At 71.6% G+C, this 18,983-nt stretch carries 20 protein-coding genes; 13 read left to right on the forward strand and 7 right to left on the reverse strand.

Going from position 1 to position 18,983, the window contains the following annotated elements:
* Positions 1-13: 13 nt before the first annotated feature.
* Positions 14-715: a 2-C-methyl-D-erythritol 4-phosphate cytidylyltransferase gene (locus tag A4R44_RS08725; protein WP_067577969.1), complete on the reverse strand. Its 702-nt coding sequence runs from the start codon at positions 713-715 to the stop codon at positions 14-16.
* A gap of 79 nt (positions 716-794) precedes the next feature.
* Here A4R44_RS08725 and cobT point away from each other — a divergent pair, with 79 nt between their 5' ends.
* On the forward strand, positions 795-1,865 hold the full coding sequence (gene cobT, locus A4R44_RS08730) for a nicotinate-nucleotide--dimethylbenzimidazole phosphoribosyltransferase (RefSeq protein WP_067577971.1): 1,071 nt from the start codon (positions 795-797) through the stop codon (positions 1,863-1,865).
* Between the two features lie 67 nt (positions 1,866-1,932).
* Here cobT and A4R44_RS08735 read toward each other — a convergent pair whose 3' ends face one another.
* Positions 1,933-3,036, reverse strand: coding sequence for a branched-chain amino acid aminotransferase (locus tag A4R44_RS08735; RefSeq protein WP_067577973.1), 1,104 nt, complete (start codon positions 3,034-3,036; stop codon positions 1,933-1,935).
* 96 nt (positions 3,037-3,132) lie between these two features.
* Here A4R44_RS08735 and A4R44_RS08740 point away from each other — a divergent pair, with 96 nt between their 5' ends.
* A complete protein-coding gene (locus A4R44_RS08740; protein ID WP_067577974.1) occupies positions 3,133-3,435 on the forward strand; it encodes a hypothetical protein in 303 nt (100 codons plus the stop codon).
* A 100-nt stretch (positions 3,436-3,535) separates the two neighbouring features.
* On the opposite strand, the gene A4R44_RS08745 is transcribed toward A4R44_RS08740, so the two are convergent.
* Together A4R44_RS08745 and A4R44_RS08750 are read right to left on the reverse strand one after the other, a co-directional pair.
* Positions 3,536-4,162 (reverse strand): DUF402 domain-containing protein, encoded by a 627-nt coding sequence (locus A4R44_RS08745; protein ID WP_067578183.1) that lies wholly within the window; start codon positions 4,160-4,162, stop codon positions 3,536-3,538.
* Positions 4,155-5,012, reverse strand: a complete 858-nt coding sequence (locus A4R44_RS08750; protein WP_067577976.1) for a sulfatase — start codon at positions 5,010-5,012, stop codon at positions 4,155-4,157. Before A4R44_RS08750 ends, A4R44_RS08745 begins: the two co-directional genes overlap by 8 nt.
* A gap of 102 nt (positions 5,013-5,114) precedes the next feature.
* On the opposite strand from A4R44_RS08750, the gene A4R44_RS08755 reads away from it, so the two are divergent.
* Both A4R44_RS08755 and A4R44_RS08760 read left to right on the forward strand, forming a co-directional pair.
* Entirely contained in the window at positions 5,115-6,617 is a 1,503-nt protein-coding gene (locus A4R44_RS08755; protein ID WP_067577978.1) for a leucyl aminopeptidase, read from the forward strand.
* Positions 6,618-6,698: 81 nt separating this feature from the next.
* Positions 6,699-7,682: an SMI1/KNR4 family protein gene (locus A4R44_RS08760; protein WP_067577980.1), complete on the forward strand. Its 984-nt coding sequence runs from the start codon at positions 6,699-6,701 to the stop codon at positions 7,680-7,682.
* Positions 7,683-7,855: 173 nt separating this feature from the next.
* On the opposite strand, the gene A4R44_RS08765 is transcribed toward A4R44_RS08760, so the two are convergent.
* On the reverse strand, positions 7,856-8,194 hold the full coding sequence (locus A4R44_RS08765; RefSeq protein WP_067577982.1) for an oxidoreductase: 339 nt from the start codon (positions 8,192-8,194) through the stop codon (positions 7,856-7,858).
* Between the two features lie 202 nt (positions 8,195-8,396).
* On the opposite strand from A4R44_RS08765, the gene lpdA reads away from it, so the two are divergent.
* From lpdA to lipB, 7 genes are all read left to right on the forward strand, one after another.
* Positions 8,397-9,770, forward strand: coding sequence for a dihydrolipoyl dehydrogenase (gene lpdA, locus A4R44_RS08770; RefSeq protein WP_067577984.1), 1,374 nt, complete (start codon positions 8,397-8,399; stop codon positions 9,768-9,770).
* A 55-nt stretch (positions 9,771-9,825) separates the two neighbouring features.
* The gene (gene sucB, locus A4R44_RS08775; RefSeq protein WP_067577986.1) at positions 9,826-11,598 is read left to right on the forward strand and encodes a 2-oxoglutarate dehydrogenase, E2 component, dihydrolipoamide succinyltransferase; all 1,773 of its coding nucleotides are present in this window, start codon (positions 9,826-9,828) and stop codon (positions 11,596-11,598) included.
* A gap of 111 nt (positions 11,599-11,709) precedes the next feature.
* Positions 11,710-12,819, forward strand: a complete 1,110-nt coding sequence (locus tag A4R44_RS08780; RefSeq protein WP_067577988.1) for a serine hydrolase — start codon at positions 11,710-11,712, stop codon at positions 12,817-12,819.
* A 5-nt stretch (positions 12,820-12,824) separates the two neighbouring features.
* Complete coding sequence (locus tag A4R44_RS08785) at positions 12,825-13,310, forward strand: helix-turn-helix transcriptional regulator (protein WP_067577990.1); 486 nt, start codon at positions 12,825-12,827, stop codon at positions 13,308-13,310.
* A 15-nt stretch (positions 13,311-13,325) separates the two neighbouring features.
* On the forward strand, positions 13,326-14,204 hold the full coding sequence (locus A4R44_RS08790) for a TIGR01777 family oxidoreductase (protein WP_067577992.1): 879 nt from the start codon (positions 13,326-13,328) through the stop codon (positions 14,202-14,204).
* Positions 14,201-14,830, forward strand: coding sequence for a phosphatase PAP2 family protein (locus A4R44_RS08795; protein ID WP_067577994.1), 630 nt, complete (start codon positions 14,201-14,203; stop codon positions 14,828-14,830). The genes A4R44_RS08790 and A4R44_RS08795 overlap by 4 nt, the downstream gene beginning before the upstream one ends.
* The gene (lipB, locus tag A4R44_RS08800) at positions 14,827-15,570 is read left to right on the forward strand and encodes a lipoyl(octanoyl) transferase LipB (RefSeq protein ID WP_067577996.1); all 744 of its coding nucleotides are present in this window, start codon (positions 14,827-14,829) and stop codon (positions 15,568-15,570) included. Before A4R44_RS08795 ends, lipB begins: the two co-directional genes overlap by 4 nt.
* A gap of 65 nt (positions 15,571-15,635) precedes the next feature.
* Here lipB and A4R44_RS08805 read toward each other — a convergent pair whose 3' ends face one another.
* Together A4R44_RS08805 and A4R44_RS08810 are read right to left on the reverse strand one after the other, a co-directional pair.
* Complete coding sequence (locus tag A4R44_RS08805) at positions 15,636-16,571, reverse strand: LLM class F420-dependent oxidoreductase (protein ID WP_067577998.1); 936 nt, start codon at positions 16,569-16,571, stop codon at positions 15,636-15,638.
* 25 nt (positions 16,572-16,596) lie between these two features.
* Positions 16,597-17,217 carry a TetR/AcrR family transcriptional regulator gene (locus A4R44_RS08810; protein ID WP_067578000.1) on the reverse strand — a complete coding sequence of 207 codons (621 nt, stop codon included), beginning with the start codon at positions 17,215-17,217 and terminating at the stop codon, positions 16,597-16,599.
* Positions 17,218-17,349: 132 nt separating this feature from the next.
* On the opposite strand from A4R44_RS08810, the gene A4R44_RS08815 reads away from it, so the two are divergent.
* A complete protein-coding gene (locus tag A4R44_RS08815; protein ID WP_067578002.1) occupies positions 17,350-17,871 on the forward strand; it encodes a hypothetical protein in 522 nt (173 codons plus the stop codon).
* A gap of 19 nt (positions 17,872-17,890) precedes the next feature.
* Positions 17,891-18,835, forward strand: coding sequence for an oxidoreductase (locus A4R44_RS08820; RefSeq protein ID WP_067578004.1), 945 nt, complete (start codon positions 17,891-17,893; stop codon positions 18,833-18,835).
* The last annotated feature ends 148 nt before the right edge of the window (positions 18,836-18,983 follow it).

Here is an 18,983-nt window from a genome sequence, read left to right on the forward strand (position 1 = left end):
AGCACTGCGGCGGCTACGAAGAAGGCCGCAGCAGAAACCGCTCCGCCACCGCGAGGTCGTGCGGATAGGTGATCTTCACGTTCTCCGCGCTGCCGGGCACCCACCGCACCGGCAGCGCGGAGAACCGCTCCATGCACGAAGCCGTGTCGGTGCCCAGAAACCCTTCCGCGGCGGCCTGCTCGTAGGCCGCGAGCAGCGGTCGCGCCCGGAAGCCCTGCGGGGTCTGCACCCGGATCGCGCCCGGCAGCGGCCCGGCCACCGTGTCCGGCCCGGCCATCGCGACCACGTCGTCCGCGGCCAGGCCCGGCACCGCTCCCCCGTCTTCCCTGGTCCGTTCCAGCACCGCGGAGATCAGCTCCGGCGTCACCAACGGCCGGGCCCCGTCGTGCAGCAGCACGGAATCCACTGTCCCGTCAGCGATCCGCGGCGCGAGATGGCGCAGCGCGTTCAGCTCGGAGGCTTGCCGCGCCGGGCCGCCGGGCACGATCTCCACCGGGACGGACAGTTCGGCGAGCACTTCCTCGGCCAGCGGCGCGTCCTCAGGCCGGATCACCAGCACCAGCACGCCGATCCCGCGCGCGGCGGCGAACGCGTCCAGCGACCACGCCACCACCCGCCTGCCCGCGACCGGCAGGTAAACCTTGTTCAGCGCGGCCCCGACCCGGGTCCCCGCACCACTGGCCAGCACGACCCCGGCCGCCGTCGATTCCCGCACGCCGACCGACCCTAAGGGCCCTGCCCTCGCGGCGGTAGGTTGGGCGCCGGGACGCCCAGCGGCGAAAGGAAACCTGGCTGTGGACACCGGGGAAACGGGCATCGAGTTCGGCGAGATCGAACCGCCGAGCGACCAGGCCCGGTCGGGCGCGATCGCGCTGCACGACAAGCTCGTCAAACCGGCCGGCTCGCTCGGCAGGCTGGAAGAGCTGGGCGTCTGGATCGCCTCGTGCCAGGGCCAGGCGCCGCCGCGGCCGTTCACCCGCCCGCGCGTCGTCGTGTTCGCCGGCGATCACGGCATCGCGAACAAGGGCGTCTCGGCGTATCCGCGGGAGGTCACGTCGCAGCTCGTCGGCACCATGCTGACCGGCGGCGCGGCGATCAACGTGCTCGCCGCGGCGGCGGGCGCGGGCGTGCGCGTGGTCGACATGGCCGTGGACACCGAGGAATCCGCGATGCGGTCGATCGGCGAGTTCAAGGTGCGCCGCGGTTCCGGCTCGATCGACGTCGAGGACGCGCTCACCGACGCCGAGGTGCGCGCCGCGGTGGACGCCGGCCGGAAGATCGCCGACGCGGAGGTCGACGGCGGCGCGGACCTGCTGATCGCCGGCGACCTGGGGATCGGCAACAGCACCCCGGCATCGGTGCTGGTCGCGGCGCTGACCGGCAGCGAACCGGTCGCCGTGGTCGGCCGGGGTTCGGGCATCGACGACAACACCTGGATGCGCAAGGCCGCCGCGGTCCGCGACGCGCTGCGCCGGGCCCGCGCGGTGCTGGCCGACCCGCTCGCGCTGCTGCGGACGTCCTCGGGGGCCGATATCGCCGCGATGACGGGCTTTCTCGCGCAGGCGGCGGTTCGCCGCACGCCGGTGGTGCTCGACGGGCTCGTGGTCTGCTCCGCCGCGCTCGTCGCCGAAGAACTCGCACCCGGCGCGCGCCGCTGGTGGATGTCCGGGCAGCTGACCGGCGAACCCGCGCACGCGCTCGCGTTGGAGCACCTCGACCTCGGCGCGCTGCTCGACCTCGACGTCCGGCTCGGCGAAGGCACCGGCGCGGTCACCGCGCTGCCGCTGCTGATGATGGCCGCCCGCGTGCTCGCCGAAATGACCACCCACGAGCAGTCCGGCGTCTCCGGCCCGCTGTCGTCCTGAAAGCCGTGCGGGGAACCCTGCGGGAAGCAGAGTCCTCTCAGGGTTCCCCGCACGGACAGCTAGCGCGTCAGGTGAGCGGGGTCATCCAGCCGGACGGGGCCGGCCGGGTGCCTTCCTGGATGCCGACGAGCTGCTCGCGCAGGGCCATGGTGACCGGGCCCGGCTGCCCGCCGGAGATCGAGAACTCGCCGCCGCCGTGCTTCACGTGGCCGACCGGCGTGATGACCGCCGCCGTGCCGCACGCGAACACCTCGGTCAGCTCGCCCGAGGCGGCCGCCTTCTCCCATTCGTCGGTGGAGATCCGGCGCTCCTCGACCTTGTGCCCGGCGTCCTTCGCCAGCTGCAGCAACGACTTGCGGGTGACGCCCGGCAGCAGCGAACCGGTCAGCTCCGGGGTGACCACGCGGACGTCGTCGCCCGAGCCGAAGACGAAGAACAGGTTCATCCCGCCCATTTCCTCGACCCAGCGGCGCTCGACCGCGTCCAGCCACACCACCTGGTCGCAGCCCTTCTCGACGGCCTGCGCCTGCGCCACGAAGGACGCCGCGTAGTTGCCCGCGCACTTCGCCGCGCCAGTGCCGCCCGGGGCCGCGCGCACGTACTCAGTGGACAGCCACACGCTGACCGGCTTCACGCCGCCGCTGAAGTACGAGCCGGCCGGCGAGGCGATCACCGCGAAGACATACTCCTCGGCCGGGCTGTTCACGCCCAGACCGGCCGAGGTGGAGATCATGAACGGGCGCAGGTACAGGGAATCGCCCTCGCGGGTCGGCACCCAGCGCTCGTCGACGGCGATCAGCTCGCGCAGCGAGTCGACGAAGGTCTCCACCGGCAGCTGCGGCATCGCGAGCCGCTCGGCGGATTCGCGGAACCGCTGCGCGTTGGCCTCCGGCCGGAACGCGGCGATCGTGCCGTCCGGCTGGCGGTAGGCCTTGAGGCCCTCGAAGATCGCCTGCCCGTAGTGCAGCACGGACGTGGCCGGGTCGAGGGAGAACGGTTCGTACGGCCCGACCTTGGCGTCGTGCCAGCCCTTCTCGGTGCTGTAGCGCACGGTGACCATGTGGTCGGTGAAATGCGTGCCGAACCCCGGCTTGGCAAGTACCTCGGCGACGCGTTCAGGACTCGCGGGGCTCGGGTTCGGAACGTGGGTGAACTGCGTCGCTGTGGTCATGCGTAGACGATAGCGCTTGGTCGGAAGCACGTTAGTCGGAAGTCCTGTGGTCTTACTCGCCGCGCTGTCCCGCGCTCGCGGCGTCACCCCACTACGATGGACGGTGTGAGCACTCAACCAGCACGCCAAGCCGGGCCCGGGGCCGGGCCCGATGTCAAGACCTTCGGCGCCGCGGCCCTGCTGACCTTCGGCGCGGGACTGCTCGGGATGGTCGGCTGGGGCCTGCTTTCGAGCGGGTTCGGCTTCTTCCTCGGCCTCGTCGTCGCCGGATTCGGCATCTACTGGTGGAAGAACCTGCACGGCAAGGTGATCACCAGGAATCTGCCGACCAAATCCGTGGTGATCCTGCTCGTCGTCAACATCGTGCTGTTCGGGGTGCTGGTCCTGCTGGCCCAGTAAGGTTTTCGCGGTAGCGGCCGCGCGGCTCCTCCCGTTCTCGCTGACACTGGCCGGACCGCGAACCCGCCGTGCACCGCGCCGCTGCGAAACCCGCAGTGAGTCAGCACAGCCCGGTGGGCAGCGCCGGAGCGGGCCAGTCCGGGTCCGGGCGGAAATCGGTGTGCGTGCCGTCGAACGGGTACGCGCCCCGCTCGGCCAGCCCGGCGAGCCGTTCGCCCTCCGCGCGCAGCTTGCCGAGTTCAGCGGTGGTCAACCGGCCTGCCTCGACGGCCGCCTCCGCTTCGTCCTCGTCCTTCCACTTCCAGCCCGCGCCCGGCGTCACGACCAGGTCGAGGATGCCGTCGATCCGGTCCGGGCCGGTTCCGGTGCGCCCGCGCGGCACTTCGAGGTTCACGTACCAGTCGCGGAACCGGCCGTCCGCCTCGAAAAACCACCACACCGACGACCACGCCCGGTCGGGGATCAGCCGCAGCGTCGAGGTGCCGTGCCAGACCTCCGGCACGCGTACGCGCGGCTCGCGAAACCGTTGTTCCAGCGGCGCTTCCCGCAGAGACCGGCCGTCCGCGAGCCTGCTGCCGACGATCGGCGTGCCGAGCGGGAGCCAGCCGAGCAGCGTCTCGCCGTCGTCGGAAATCACACGCAGCGGATGATGCTGGCCGATGCTGCCGTCCGGGCGGACGAAACGTTCGACGACTGTCTGTCCCGGCGCCCAGCGGTGCTCAGTCATGGACGCCACGGTAGCGGCGGATCCGTACCCGCAGCAGCAGTTCCGCGACGGCGCCGAGCCCCGCCGCGAGCAGCGCCGCCGACAGCGGAACGAACGCCGCGGCGGCCGCTGCCAGCAGTGCGGCCACCGCGACCGGAGCCCCGCCGGACGGCGCGAACCGCTGTCGCGCACCGACGAAAGTCGTGAATACGGCGGGAAGAGTCGCCAGCACTGCGATCACCGTGAGCAACGGCTGGAGCTGCCCGGCGTCCGCGGCGGACAGCAGATCCCGCATCGCGGTCCCGGACAATCCGAGCCGGACCGGACCCAGCTGCAGCAGCGTCACCGCTGTGACCGCCACCGCGACGAGGCTCAGAACGAACGCGCGTCCGGTGCCGCGCTCCCCCGGTTCCGGAAGGAGGAACGGCAGCAGGAACAGCGCCGCGACGACGATCCCGGCCGCGGGCGGTGTCCCGATTCCGCCCGTTTGCGACACCGGAGCGACCGCCAGGCACATCGCCACGAGCACCGCCGCGGCGGCCAGCAGCACGCCCAGCACCCAGGTGACCAGCAGATCCGGCAGCCGCAGCCCGGCGAAATCCGCCGCCGCGACGAACACCACGAGCGCAGCGGCGGCATACCCGGGCTGCGCCGGGAAGACGTACGCGCCGAACGCCTGCGCGAGCACGACGATCTGGGCCAGCCGGGATAATCCGCCGGCGATCCGGCCTGCCGGATCGCCGCCGAGCGCGGGCAGCCGGGAGCCGCAGGCCGCGGCCAGCGCGGCGAGCACAACCCCGGCGAGAACCCAGTATCCGGCCCCGGCGGCGCCGGCCGCCAGCGTCACCAGGAGTGCTCCCGCGAGCCGCACCGCGATCCCCCTTCCCCCGTCCGGATGGCTTTGTCATTAGCATGGCTCACGATCGACCGGGCAGATCGCCCGGCGCCACCGCGACGTCGCGAGGAGTCAGAAGTGACCGTGCCGAAGCTTGCCCTCTCCGAGAACACGGGTGCGGCATTGGGCAAGACCCGCGCCGACGTCGTCGTGATCGGCACTCTCCAGGGCGCGGACGGCCTCGAGCTCGCCGCGGGCGCGGAGGTCGCCGACGCGGCGTTCGACGGCAAGCTCGCCGAGGTGCTCGGCACGCTCGGCGCGACCGGCAAGGCCGAGGAAATCGTGAAGCTGCCGACGCTGGGCAAGCTGCCCGCGGGCGTCGTGCTGGCGGTCGGCCTCGGCACATCGAAGGACGGCGAAATCACCGCCGAGCAGGTGCGCCGCGCGGCCGGAGCCGCGGCCCGCGCGCTGAACGGCACCGAGCGGGCGTTCGTCACGCTGTCGGCGCTCGACCTGCACGCCGCCACCGAAGGCATCGCGCTGGGCGCGTACGTCTTCACCGAGTACCGCTCGGAGAAGGGCGAGGGCCCGCTGGCGAAGGCCGACCTGGTCAGCCCGGCCGAGGGCACCGCGCGCGAGCACAAGGCCACGCTGAAGGCGGCCGGGTTCATCGCCGAATCGGTGATCATCGCCCGCGACCTGATCAACACCCCGCCGAACGACCTGTTCCCGGCGTCCTTCGCCGACCGCGCGAAGAAGCTCGCCGACGCGAACGGCCTCGAGTTCGAGGTGCTCGACGAGAAGGTCCTCAAGCGCAAGGGCTTCGGCGGCATCCTCGGCGTCGGCGGCGGTTCGTCGCGGCCGCCGCGCCTGCTGCGGGTCAGCTGGAAGCCGGCGAAGGCGCGCAAGAAGGTCGCGCTGGTCGGCAAGGGCATCACCTTCGACTCGGGCGGCATCTCGCTCAAGCCGGCCGCGAACATGGACCACATGACCTCCGACATGTCGGGCGCGGCCGCCGTGCTCGCGTCGGTCGTGCTGGCCGCGAAGCTGAAGTACCCGCTCGAGGTCACCGCGCACATCCCGCTGGCGGAGAACCTGCCCTCGGCCACCTCCTACCGGCCCGGCGACGTGCTGACCATGTACGGTGGCAAGACCGTCGAGGTGCTCAACACCGACGCCGAAGGACGGCTCGTGCTGGCCGACGCGATCGTGCGCGCGGCCGAGGAGAACCCGGACTACCTGATCGAGACCGCCACGCTGACCGGCGCGCAGGTGGTCGCGCTGGGCAACCGGATCTCCGGCGTGATGGGCTCGGACGAGTTCCGCGACCGCGTCGCCGGCATCATGCAGGCCACCGGCGAGGGCGGCTGGGCCATGCCGCTTCCCGGCGAACTGCGCGCCGACCTGGACTCGCGCCTGGCCGACATCGCGAACGTCACCGGCCAGCGCTGGGCGGGCATGCTGGTGGCGGGCGTGTTCCTGCGCGAGTTCGTGCCGGCGGACCTGCCGTGGGCGCACCTGGACGTCGCGGGCCCGGCCTTCAACTCCGGCGGCCCGTGGGGCTACACCGGCAAGGGCGGCACCGGCATCCCGGTCCGCACCATCGCCGCGGTGCTGGCGGACATCGCCGACCAGGGCTGATTCCCGCGTTCGACGGAGGCCCCGCACCACGCCGGCGCGGGGCCTCCGTCGGGTCCGCGGCCGTGTGGCACGCTCGCGAACATGCAGCGCGACGACTACCTCGAGACCGCCGTCCGCGACGTGCTCACCGCCGACGAGGCCGCCGCTGACCGCCGGATCGGCCACGCCGCACTCCTCCTCGCGACCGCGGGCGCGGCCGACGCCGCGGATCGCCTTGTCACGCAATGGCACGCGGCGACCGGACGCCCGGCGTCCGTGCTCGCCGACGACGCGGTGCGCGCCCGCGCCTGGGCGATGCTCTTCGAGGCGCGCGGCGACCGTCCACAATGGGCAGACGTGCTCGTTCCGCTCGACCTGGACGCGGAAGAACAAGCCCACCAAGCATTTCTCGCCCGCCGAGCGTCCGATTTGGACGGTCTTTTCGACGGTTCGCCAGTCGCGGGCGTGGTCTCCGCGATCGCCCCGGAGCGGCCGGATCCGGTGCGCGACGCACTGGCCGCCGCCGACCTCGGCGCGTGGGCCGCACTCGTCGAAAGCCACCCCGACCCGGACGTCGCGACGCTCGCCGCCACCCGCCCGCTCGCCGCCCGGCTGGTCGGCGGCGCGGACCCGCTCGGACTCGGCACGGAGTGGCCGGACCAGTGCGCGGGGGCGCTGATCGCCGCACTGCGCGAACGCCATCCGACCAGCCCGGCCAGCCTTCCGGAACTGGTCTCGGCGATCCTCCGGCTGCGCGGGCAACGCGCCCCCGCCCCGGCGTCGCCCGCCGACCTGGCCGCCGCCGAACAACGCCTCGGCTTCCGCCTTCCCGACGACTACCGCGAGTTCCTGGCGCTCGCGGACGGGTTACCCGCGGACGTGGTGTTCCCGCGCCTGCTGCCCGCCCGCGAACTGCGCGCCGACGGAACGGTCGTGATCGTCTCCGACCCCGCGACCGTCCTGCTCGCCCACACCGGCGACGGCTGGCGAGCGGTCGAAGTGGACCTCACGTACGGCAGCACCGCGCACGACTCGTTCCGCGCGCTGCTGGAACACCACCACCGACTGCTGGAAGCAAGCGCCTGACTCAGCCCACCCGCCCGCTGAAGTCCGTGAGGGCCACCTTCACAGCCGCTGATTCCCTCAGGGTTCCCCTCACGACCCGCACCCGGGCCGCAAGCCGGCGCGCGCAACGCCGAGACCGATGGAATCAGCACCCCCGGCAACAACCCGGCGGCTACCGAGAGCCAGCGCCCGGCTCAGCTGCCCGGGCGGCGCTTCTGCCGTTCGGTGTATTCGCGCATGCGCTTCGGGTAACCGACGCGCGCGGCCTCGTACACCGGAATCGTGTGCTTGTGGCCGAACCGCTGCGCGGCGTCGAAGCTTCCGATGCGGCGGCGGGTCCATTCGCCGTCGTGCGCGACAAGCACCACAGTGGTGTCGGTCACCGTGGTCGGCGGCTCGACGTACGCCTCCACCCCGCGGCGCGCGGCGGCCCATTCTTCCAGGTAGCGGGTGTCGGCCGAGCCTCCGGAGCGGCCTGCTCCAGCGGCCGCGCCGCGTCTGCCGCGGCGGCGCAACGAGTCGAAGATCCCCACTTCGACCCCCTTTCTTCCGGCGAGAGTCCGGACTTCATTATTCCCGGGTTCGTGTGTGGCCGGTGTCGCAGCACCGCCTTGGCCCGGCTAGGTCGCAACGCCGATCGGCGTAGTGACAAGATGGCTGTTGTCGCGCGCGCGTTTATACCGGGTGCCGCGGCGACCGAAGCTCCACCCCTATCGCTGCCGAGGAGTTATTGAAGTGAGCGACACCTCCGCCGACCTCGTGATCCTGGGAGGCGGATCGGGCGGCTACGCCGCGGCCTTCCGCGCGGCCGAGCTGGGCCTTTCCGTCACGCTGATCGAGAAGGACAAGCTGGGCGGGACCTGCCTCCACCGGGGCTGCATCCCGACCAAGGCCCTGCTGCACGCCGCCGAGGTCGCCGACGAGGCCCGCGACGCCGAGACCTTCGGCGTCAAGGCCGTGTTCGAAGGCATCGACATCGCGGGGGTGAACAAGTACAAGGACGGGATCGTCTCCCGGCTGTACAAGGGCCTCCAGGGCCTGGCCAAGGCGCACAAGGTGAACCTCGTCGAGGGCACCGGCCGGTTCGTCGGCGGCACCACCGTCGAGGTCGAGGGCACCCGCTACACCGGCAAGAACGTCATCCTCGCCACCGGTTCGTACTCGCGCAGCCTGCCCGGCCTCGAACTCGGCGGCCGCATCATCGCGAGCGAGCAGGCGCTGACGCTGGACTACGTGCCGAAGAAGGTCGTCGTGCTCGGCGGCGGCGTGATCGGCGTGGAGTTCGCCAGCGTGTGGGCCTCCTTCGGGGTCGACGTCACCGTGGTCGAGGCGCTCCCGCGGCTGGTCCCGAACGAGGACGAGTACGCCTCCAAGCAGCTTGAACGCGCGTTCCGCCGCCGCAAGATCGGCTTCAAGACCGGCGTGAAGTTCACCGGCGCGAAGCAGGACGACAACGGCGTCAGCGTGTCGCTGGAGTCCGGCGAAACGCTGGAGGCCGACCTGCTGCTGGTCGCCGTCGGCCGCGGCCCGAACTCGGCCGGGCACGGCTACGAGGAGGCGGGCGTCCAGATCGACCGCGGCTTCGTGCTCACCGACGACCGGCTGCGCACCAACCTGCCGAATGTCTACGCGGTCGGCGACATCGTGCCGGGCCTTCAGCTCGCGCACCGCGGCTTCCAGCAGGGCATCTTCGTGGCCGAGGAGATCGCCGGCCTGAACCCGCGCATCATCGACGAGCGCGGCATCCCGCGCGTCACCTACTCGCACCCCGAGGTCGCTTCCGTCGGGCTCACCGAGGCACAGGCCAAGGAGAAGTACGGGTCGGACGTCACCACGTTCACCTACGACCTCGGCGGCAACGGCAAGAGCCAGATCCTCAAGACCTCCGGCGGCGTGAAGCTGGTGAAGGCCCCCGACGGCCCCGTCGTCGGCGTGCACATGGTGGGCGACCGGGTCGGCGAGCTGATCGGCGAAGCGCAGCTGATCTACAGCTGGGAGGCGTTCCCGGAGGACGTCGCCCCGCTGATCCACGCGCACCCCACGCAGACCGAGGCACTCGGCGAAGCGTTCCTCGCCCTCGCGGGCAAGCCGCTGCACGTGCACAGCTGACGCGCAACCAGCACAATCCAGACCACGTCTTAGCGATCAAGGGAGCCAGCGAACAATGGCCTACTCCGTCACGCTGCCGGAGCTCGGCGAGAGCGTCACCGAGGGAACCGTCACCCGGTGGTTGAAGCAGGAGGGCGACACCGTCGAGGTCGACGAGCCGTTGCTCGAGATCTCGACCGACAAGGTCGACACCGAAGTGCCGTCGCCGGTGGCAGGCACGGTCGTGAAGATCAGCGCCAAGGAAGACGACACCGTCGAGGTCGGCGGCGAGCTGGCGGTGATCGACGACGGCACCGGCGGCGTGCCCGAGTCCTCTGCCCCGGCCCAGCAGGCCGAGCCGGAGCCGGAGCCCGAGCCCGCCCCGCAGCAGCAGGAAGCCCCTGCCGCGGCCGCCCCCGCCGAGTCCGCTCCGTCGCAGCCGGACACCGCTCCGGCCGCGGGCGGTTCGGGCACCGAGGTGAAGCTGCCCGAGCTGGGCGAGAGCGTCACCGAGGGCACCGTCACCCGCTGGCTGAAGCAGGTCGGCGAGTCGGTCGAGGTCGACGAGCCGTTGCTTGAGATCTCCACCGACAAGGTCGACACCGAGGTCCCGTCGCCGGTCGCCGGCACCGTGCTGGAGATCCGCGCGGGCGAGGACGAGACCGTCGAGGTCGGCGGAGTGCTCGCGGTCATCGGCGACGCGGGCGCCGCCCCGGCTCAGGAGAGCAAGCCCGCGCCCGCTCCGGAGCCCGAGCCTGCCCCGGCTCCGGTCCAGGAAAGCAAGCCCGCCCCGGCCCCGGTGGCTCCGGCCCCCGCGCCTGCCGCTCCGGCTCCGGCGCAGGAGAGCAAGCCCGCTCCGGCCGCGAAGGCCCCGGCGGAGCCGGCAGAGTCTTCGGATGGCCCGTACGTCACGCCGCTGGTGCGCAAGCTCGCCTCCGAGCACGGCATCGACCTCGCGTCGCTGACCGGCAGCGGAGTCGGCGGCCGCATCCGCAAGCAGGACGTGCTCGCCGCCGCCGAGGCCAAGCAGAAGGCGGCCCCGGCCGCCAAGGACACCACTGCCGCTGCCCCGGCCGCCGCTGCGTCCGCGCCACGCGCCGCCGCGGTCCCGCCGGAGGTCGCCGCCCTGCGCGGCACCGTGCAGAAGGCGAGCCGGATCCGGCAGATCACCGCCACCAAGACCCGCGAGTCGCTGCAGGTTTCCGCGCAGCTCACGCAGGTGCACGAGGTGGACGTCACCAAGATCGCCAAGCTGCGCCAGCGCGCGAAGGCGGCGTTCAAGGAGCGCGAGGGCGTCAACCTCACGTTCCTGCCGTTCTTCGCCAAGGCGACCGTCGAGGCGCTCAAGCAGCACCCGAACGTCAACGCGTCCTACAACGAGGACACGAAGGAGATCACCTACCACGGCGCCGTGCACCTGGGCATCGCGGTGGACACCGAGCGCGGCCTGCTCTCGGTCGTGATCCACGACGCGGGCGAGCTGAGCCTCGCCGGTCTCGCGCACCGCATCGCCGACCTGGCGGCGCGGGCCCGGGCCAACAAGATCAAGCCGGACGAGCTGATCGGCGGCACCTTCACCGTCACGAACATCGGCTCCAACGGGGCCCTGTTCGACACGCCGATCATCGTGCAGCCGCAGTCCGGCATGCTCGGCACCGGCGCGGTGGTGAAGCGCCCGGTCGTGGTGAGCGACGCGGACGGCAACGACACCATCGCGGTCCGCTCGATGGCGTACCTGCCGCTGACCTACGACCACCGCCTGGTCGACGGCGCGGACGCCGGCCGCTTCCTGACCACGATCAAGCAGCGGCTGGAAGAGGGCAACTTCGAGGACGAGCTGGGTCTCTGATCCGGCAACTCCCCGGCGAAGGCCCCCGCACCCGCTCGGGTGCGGGGGCCTTCGCTCTTTCCCCCTTTCGGCTAATCCGGAATTCCGGAATACCGGAGTAAGCTCGCCGGCATGCTCACCCGACGCAGATTGCTCACGTCGGTCGCCGCAGCGGGGGCCGCCACGATCGTCGCGCCCTCGCTCGCGCTGGCCGATCCCCCGGACCAATCCACCCCCGAAGGCTGGCTCGCCCGGCTCGCGGCACACCGCGACGACGTGTCAGCGGTTTTCTCCGACGGCACCGGCCGCCGGTTCAGCCATCTCGCGGACCGCTCGCTCACCATCGCGTCCGCGATCAAGGTGGTGCATCTGCTCGCCTACACCACAGCGGTCGCGCGAGGACGGCTCGATCCGGACGAGCGGGTGCGCGTCGGCGACTGGGACGCCCGGCATCCGTATCTCGGCGACGGCCTGGTCGGGCAGGGCAGTCACCTGAAGGCGCTGACCTACCTGGGAATCCCGTGCGACGAGTACGGCGTCGCGAAGGACCCGGAGCGATGCGTGCCGCTGCACAGCATCGCCGAAACGATGATCTATTTCAGCGACAACTCCGCGGCCGACTATCTGCGCGCCCGGCTCGGCGACCGGGCACTGCGGGAGGCCGCGGCCCGGGGCGGCTGGCGCATGCCGGACGTCCGGATGTTCGGCGGCGAGACTCTGCTGCTGTATTTCCCGGAGTACTGCCCGCCGCCGCGCAGCCCGGTCGTGGTCCGCCGCGCGGCGGGAGACGCGCTGTCGAACCGGTTCGCGCGCGACCCGTCGTTCCGCGCCCAAGTGCTCCCGCGCGCCGCCGGGAAACCTCCCTCCGTGGCGGCGATCCTGGCGTGGTCCGCGGCGACCGGACAGGGCAGCGCCGCGCAGTTGTCCGGGATGCACCACGAGATCGCCGCGAGCCGCGACCGCGCGGCCGTCCTCGCGCAGGAGATCCTCGCCGCGCCGCTCGCGAGAGATAAGCCGTCGGGTTCGAAAGCCCTGCTGTACAAGGGCGGAAACCTGCCCGGCTTCCTCGTTCTCGGACTCGACGTGCTCTGGCCGGACCGCCGTCCGGGCACCGGCACGATCTTCCTGAAGAACTCCACGCCGGAGGATCTCCAGTACGGCGGAGTGCTGCAGCAGCTGTGCATCGACGCGCTGTACCGCCCGGACACCTTCGCGGCACTGGAGCGTGCGCTGGGACACTGACCCGCATGACCGAAGACCTCGCCGAGCGTGTCGCGGCGCTCGAACGCCGGATGGCCGCAGTGGAGGGGCGGCCCGCCGAACCCGTCCAGGACGGTCCGCCGGGAATCGTGGGCTATCAGGGTGAATTGACCGATCCCGAGCTGCGCTGGGAAATCCGGCTCACGACCCCGGCGGTCCTGTCGCTGCCGGACGGGCCGCGCGCCGAGGTGCTCGCCGCGCTGGCGAACACCGACCGGATCGCACTCGTCCGGCTGCTCGCCCGCGACGGCGCGCAAACCGGGGCCGCGCTGCGGGAAGCCGCCGAACTCAGCTCGCCGGGACGGCTCTACCACCACCTCAAGGCGCTCACCGCGGCCGGGCTCGTCGAGCAGGACCGCCGCGGCAGCTACCGGCTCAGGCCGACCGCCGCGATACCCGCGCTGGTGCTGCTGACCGCCGCCGCCGACGTCGCCGGCCAGCTCCGCCCGGGTGTGCGCGAACCGGGCCGATAGGACACGATCAGAGGCATGCGGGTACTTATCGCGGGCTCCGGCGGTCTGATCGGCACCGCATTGACCGGACGGCTGCGCGAATCCGGGCACGACGTGCGCCGGCTGGTGCGGCGCACCGCGCGGGCGGAAGACGAACGCGGCTGGGACCCGCCGTCGGGACGGATCGACGACGGCGCGTTCGACGGCATCGACGCGGTGGTGAACCTGTGCGGTGCCCCGCTGTTGCCCGGCCGCTGGAGCGGAATGCGCAAACAGCAGCTGCTCGACAGCCGGGTGGAGCCGACCGAAGTGCTCGCCGAAGCGGTGGCGGAGCACGGCATCGGCGTCTTGGTGAACGCCTCCGCCGTGGGTTACTACGGCAACGCCGGGTCCACTGTGGTCGATGAGAACACCAAGGCCGGCAACGGTTTTCTCGCCGAGATGTGCACCGAGTGGGAGGCTGCCACCGCAGCGGCGGCCGAGGCCCGGGTCGTCTCGATCCGCACCGGTCTCGTCCTCGCCCGGAAAGGCGGCCTGCTCGACGTGCTGCGTCCGCTCTTCCGCTTCGCGCTCGGCGGACGGCTCGGCGACGGCGGCCAGTACATGCCGTGGATCGCGCTGGACGACGAAATCGGTGCCCTCGTGCACATCCTGGAGCACGAATCGCTGTCCGGCCCGGTCAATCTCACCGGCCCGATCCCGGTCACCAACGCCGAGTTCACCCAGGCCCTTGGGCACGCCGTGCACCGGCCTTCGCCGTGGTGGGTCCCGGAAATCGCGATGAAGATCGCTCTTGGCCAGGCCGCCGAAGAGATGGCGCTGTACGGGCAGCGCGCGGTGCCGCGGAAGCTCGAAGCGAGCGGGTACGAATTCCGGCACCGCACCGTCGACACCGCGCTCGACGCGGCGACGTGACGATGCCGCGCGTCCGGTGGATCGTCACCGGGGTGGTGCTGTTCGCCGCGTTTCTCTGGCTGGGGTTCCTGGTAGACCGGCAGCCGCCGCAGCTCGACGTCGAGGTCGCCACGGCCTTGCGAGGACAGGATGCTCGCCCGGCCGGTCAGATCGCGGGCGTGGTGACGAACGTCCTCGGCCCGGTGCTGCCGTACGCGCTCGGCGTGGTGCTGCTCGCGATCGTGCTGCGGGACCGATCGCGGCTCTCGCTGTGCGTGCGGCTCGCCCTGGTGCTTGTGCTGTGCCGGCTGACCAGCCTGGCGTTCAAGCCGGTGTTCCAGCGGCAACGCCCCCGCGTGTACCCGGATCTGAGCTACCCCAGCGGCCACGTCGTTTCCGTGGCGACGACCAGCCTGGTCGTGGTCCTGCTCTGCGCCTGGCTGCGGCCGCGGTTCGCGCGATGGGCGATCTGGATTTCCGCCGCCGCGACCGTGCTGGCCGCGGCCTGCCGGATCGTGCTCGGCGTGCACTGGGTCACCGACACGATCGGGGCCGTGCTCGCGGTGCTCGGCGTGGGACTGGTGTCAGCGACCGCACTGCGGCTGATCCCCTTTCCGGTACGCGAAAGGCGTAGCCTCGACGGGTGAGTTCTTCGAGCGCAAGCTGCCGCATCGCCGCCGAACCCCTCGTCGTGCGCGAGGTCGGGACGATCGACTACACCGAAGCCTGGGACCTGCAGCGGGAGATCCTCGCCGCGCGCGCGGACGACACCGGACCGGACACCATGCTGCTGCTGGAGCACCCGTCGGTCTACACCGCGGGCAAGCGCACCGAACCCGAGGACCGGCCCGCCGACGGCACCCCGGTGATCGACGTCGACCGCGGCGGCAAGATCACCTGGCACGGTCCCGGCCAGCTGGTCGGCTACCCGATCCTGAAGCTCGCCGACCCGATCGACGTCATGCACTACGTGCGCAGGCTGGAAGAGGCGCTGATCGCGGTGTGCGACCGGTTCGGCGTGCGCACCGGCCGCGTCGAAGGCCGCAGCGGCGTGTGGATCCCCGCCGACGAACGCGGCATCGAACGCAAGATCGCCGCGATCGGCATCCGCGTCCAGCGCGGCGTGACGATGCACGGATTCGAGCTGAACTGCAACGCCGACCTGGCCGCGTTCGACACCATCGTGCCGTGCGGCATCCGCGACGCGGGCGTCACCTCGCTGTCGTACGAGCTGCGGCGCGACGTCCCGGTCGCCGAGGTGCTGCCGCTGGCGAAGGAACTGGTGCTGGCCGCCCTCGAAGGCGAACTGCCGGTGAGCGACGACCGCTGGCTGCCGCGCCCGGAGGCCCCGAAGGCCCCCGGCGTCACCTTCGCCCTGCAGAACTGACCCAGCGGTCCGTGAAGGTCTTCCTCGCGGGAAGCTGATTCCCGCGAGGAAGACCTTCACGGCTTTCAGTCCAGCTGAGGTGCGACCTCGCTCGCCACGAACTCGATGTGGTCGAGGTCGGCGAGGTCGAGCACCTGCAGGTACAGCCGGGTGATCCCGGTCTTCTCCCGCCACTGCCCGATCCGGTCCACGAGCTCCGCCGCGGTCCCGGCCAGCCCGTTGGCCCGCAGCTCGGCCGTCTCCCGGCCGATCGCGGACGCCCGGCGCGCGACCTCCGCGTCGTCCCGGCCCGCCGCGAGCACGAGCGCGACCGAACGCAGGATCTTCTGGGGGTCGCGGCCGATCGCCTCCGCCGCCGCGTCGACGCGCTGGAACTGCGCGAGCGCGGTTTCGGCGTCCACGAACGGCAGGTTGAACTCGTCGGCGTACTGCGCGGCCAGCGCCGGGGTGCGCTTCTTGCCGCCCCCGCCGATGATCACCGGCGGCGCGGGCGACTGCGAGGGCTTCGGCAGCGCGGGCGAGTCGGCGAGCGTGTAGTAGTCGCCGGAGTAGGAGAACGTCTTCCCGGCCGGGGTCTTCCACAGGCCGGTGATCACCGCGAGCTGCTCGGCGTAGCGGTCGAAACGCTCCTTGAGCGGCGGCAGAGTGAGGCCGTAGGCGGTGTGCTCGTCGTCGTACCAGCCGGTGCCGATGCCGAATTCCACGCGCCCGCCGGACATCTGGTCCACCTGCGCGACCGAGATCGCGAGCGGGCCCGGGTAGCGGAAGGTGGCCGCGGTGACGAGCGTGCCGAGCCGGATCCGCTCGGTCTCGCGGGCGAGGCCGGCGAGGGTGATCCACGCGTCGGTCGGCCCGGGAAGGCCGTCCGCGTCACCCATCTTGAGGTAGTGGTCGCTGCGGAAGAAGGCGTCGTAGCCCGCGGCCTCAGTGGTCCGCGCGACCCGCAGCAGGTCGTCGTAGCTCGCCCCCTGCTGGGGTTCGGTGAAGATCCTCAAGTCCATGTCCGCCAGCCTAACGGCGGATCGATCAGCCCGCGGCGGGTCGCTGCTCGTCTCCCGCCGGGCGGCGCAGCCGGAACAGCATCCGCGTGATGACGTCCTCGATCTCGGCGCCGACCTTCTTCGGGTCCGCCGCCCCGGCGATCTCGGTGGCCGCGCTCGACAGCGCGCCGAACAGCAGCCGCGCGGTGAGATCGACCGGGACCGGCTCCACCTCGCCCGCGTCGACGAGCAGCTGCAGCCCGGACCGCACGAGCCCGAAACTGGACTGCTCCTCGGCCTCGCGCCAGCGCTCCCAGCCCATCACGACCGGGCCCTCGTGGATGGCGATCCGCTGGTAGGAGGGGTCGAGGCAGCTGCGGATGAACGCCTGCAGCCCGCTCATCGCGCGCTCCCACGGGGCGCCGTCGCCGGTCATGATCTTCTGCAGCCGGTCGTAGACCAGGCTTTCGACCTGTTCGAACGCGGCTTCGAAGAGCGCCTGCTTCCCGCTGAAATGGTGGTACAGCGCGCCTTTCGTGACACGGGCGCGTTTGGCCACCTCGTCGAGCGAGGTACCCGCGTATCCGCGTTTCGTGAACAGTTCGACCGCGCTGTCGACCAGGGCGGATCGGGTCGACTCGGAGTAGTCGAGTCGTCGGGACCTCATTGTCGGCACGCTCACAACCTTACGCCGGGACCCGAGGGACCATACCCGTGGTATGTTGGCCGCGTCAGGTCCGTACCGGGAGTATGCCGCAGACCGGCAGTATGACCCGGGTCACGGAAGGGGAGCCACACCATGAGCTGGACCGACTTCTACCGGCGGCGAGAGATCCTCGATGCCGCTGTCCGCCAGGCGAGGCGTGCACCGCGAGCACCGCTGTCGCTGGCCGAAATCCCGGGTGCCGTCGAAGAGTTCGGCACCGAAGAGAACCTGTTGCGGGCACTGCAGTACAAGTGGACGCAGTTGCTCAGCGGCTACCTGCGCGCCGAGTTCGCCGATCCCGACGAGGCGGATCTTCCCGGCGACCAGGTCGATGCCGTCACCCGCGCGTGGCGGCAGGCACAGCGCGACCACGAAGACCTTCGTGCGGCACTGGACGGCGCGCTGGAGCGCTGCCCCGCGCTGGAACCGCTGCACCGCACCGAACTGCACATGCTGGCGCTGACCGCGGGCCTCGCCGAACCGGACGAGCCCGCCGACGAGATCGTCAAGGTCGGGCGGACGCTCGACGCGCTGATGCGCGCCGGCGACACCGGTCCGGTGCGCAGGCGCGGGCCGGTCGGGCATCTGATGCGCCTGCTCGCGCCGAGCGCGTGACGTGTAGTTAGCTGACCCGATGAACGAACGCTGGACCGAGGCCCGGATCCCCGATCAGAGCGGCCGGACCGTCCTGATCACCGGAGCGAATTCCGGCCTCGGCCTGCGTTCGGCGGAAGTCCTCGCCGCGCACGGCGCTCGCGTGCTGCTCGGCTGCCGCTCGCCCGAACGCGGCGAAACCGCGCTCGACCGGGTCCGCGCCGCGGCCTCCGGGGCCAACCTCGAACTCGTCCGGCTGGACCTCGCCGATCTGGCGTCCGTCCGCGAAGCCGCCGCGAAGGTGCGCGAGCTCACCGGCGACGCGCTGGACGTGCTGATGAACAACGCCGGGGTCATGGCCACCGCACAAGGCCGCACCGCGGACGGTTTCGAGCTGCAATTCGGCACGAACCACCTCGGGCACGCCGCGTTGACGTGGCTGCTGATGCCCGCCCTGCGCGGCGCACCGGCGGGCCGCGTCGTCACGCTGTCCAGCGTGGCCGCCCTCGGTGCACACCTGCACTTGGACGACCCGAACGCCGAACGCCGCCGGTACCGCGCGGCAGCCGCGTACGGCCAGGCGAAACTGTCGAACCAAACCTTCGGCATCGAACTGGACCGACGTCTCCGCGCGGCGGATTCCACGGTGCTCAGCGTGCTCGCGCATCCCGGCTACAGCGCGACCGGCCTGACCACGAACATGGCCAGCTCGTACCGGAATCCCGTGCTCCGCACCGCGCTCCGGGAAATCGGCGAGCTCGGCGGAATGCTGCTGGCCCAACGCGTCGAGCACGGCGCGCTGCCGCAGCTCTACGCCGCGACCGCCCCGGACGTCGAAGGCGGCGACTACATCGGACCGGTTTTCGCCGTCCGCGGCCGTCCGGCAAAGGTGCGCACCCTCGCTCCGGCCCGGAATCCGGAAGCCGGGACCGCCCTGTGGGAACTGACCGCCGAGCTGACCGGCGTCACTCCCGATCCGCGCTGAATTCCCGGGAGAACCCCAAGCCCTCCCGGCCGTACCGGAGGTGGATTGGGTCCCGTTCACCGGAAAACCTCGGCGTAGGGTGGAGATCGTGAGTGCTGCACCGGAGGGGCGGAAGTTGTTGCGGCTTGAGGTGCGCAACAGTGAGACG

It is taken from the genome of Amycolatopsis sp. M39 (assembly GCF_001651785.1).
GTDB lineage: Bacteria > Actinomycetota > Actinomycetes > Mycobacteriales > Pseudonocardiaceae > Amycolatopsis > Amycolatopsis rubida.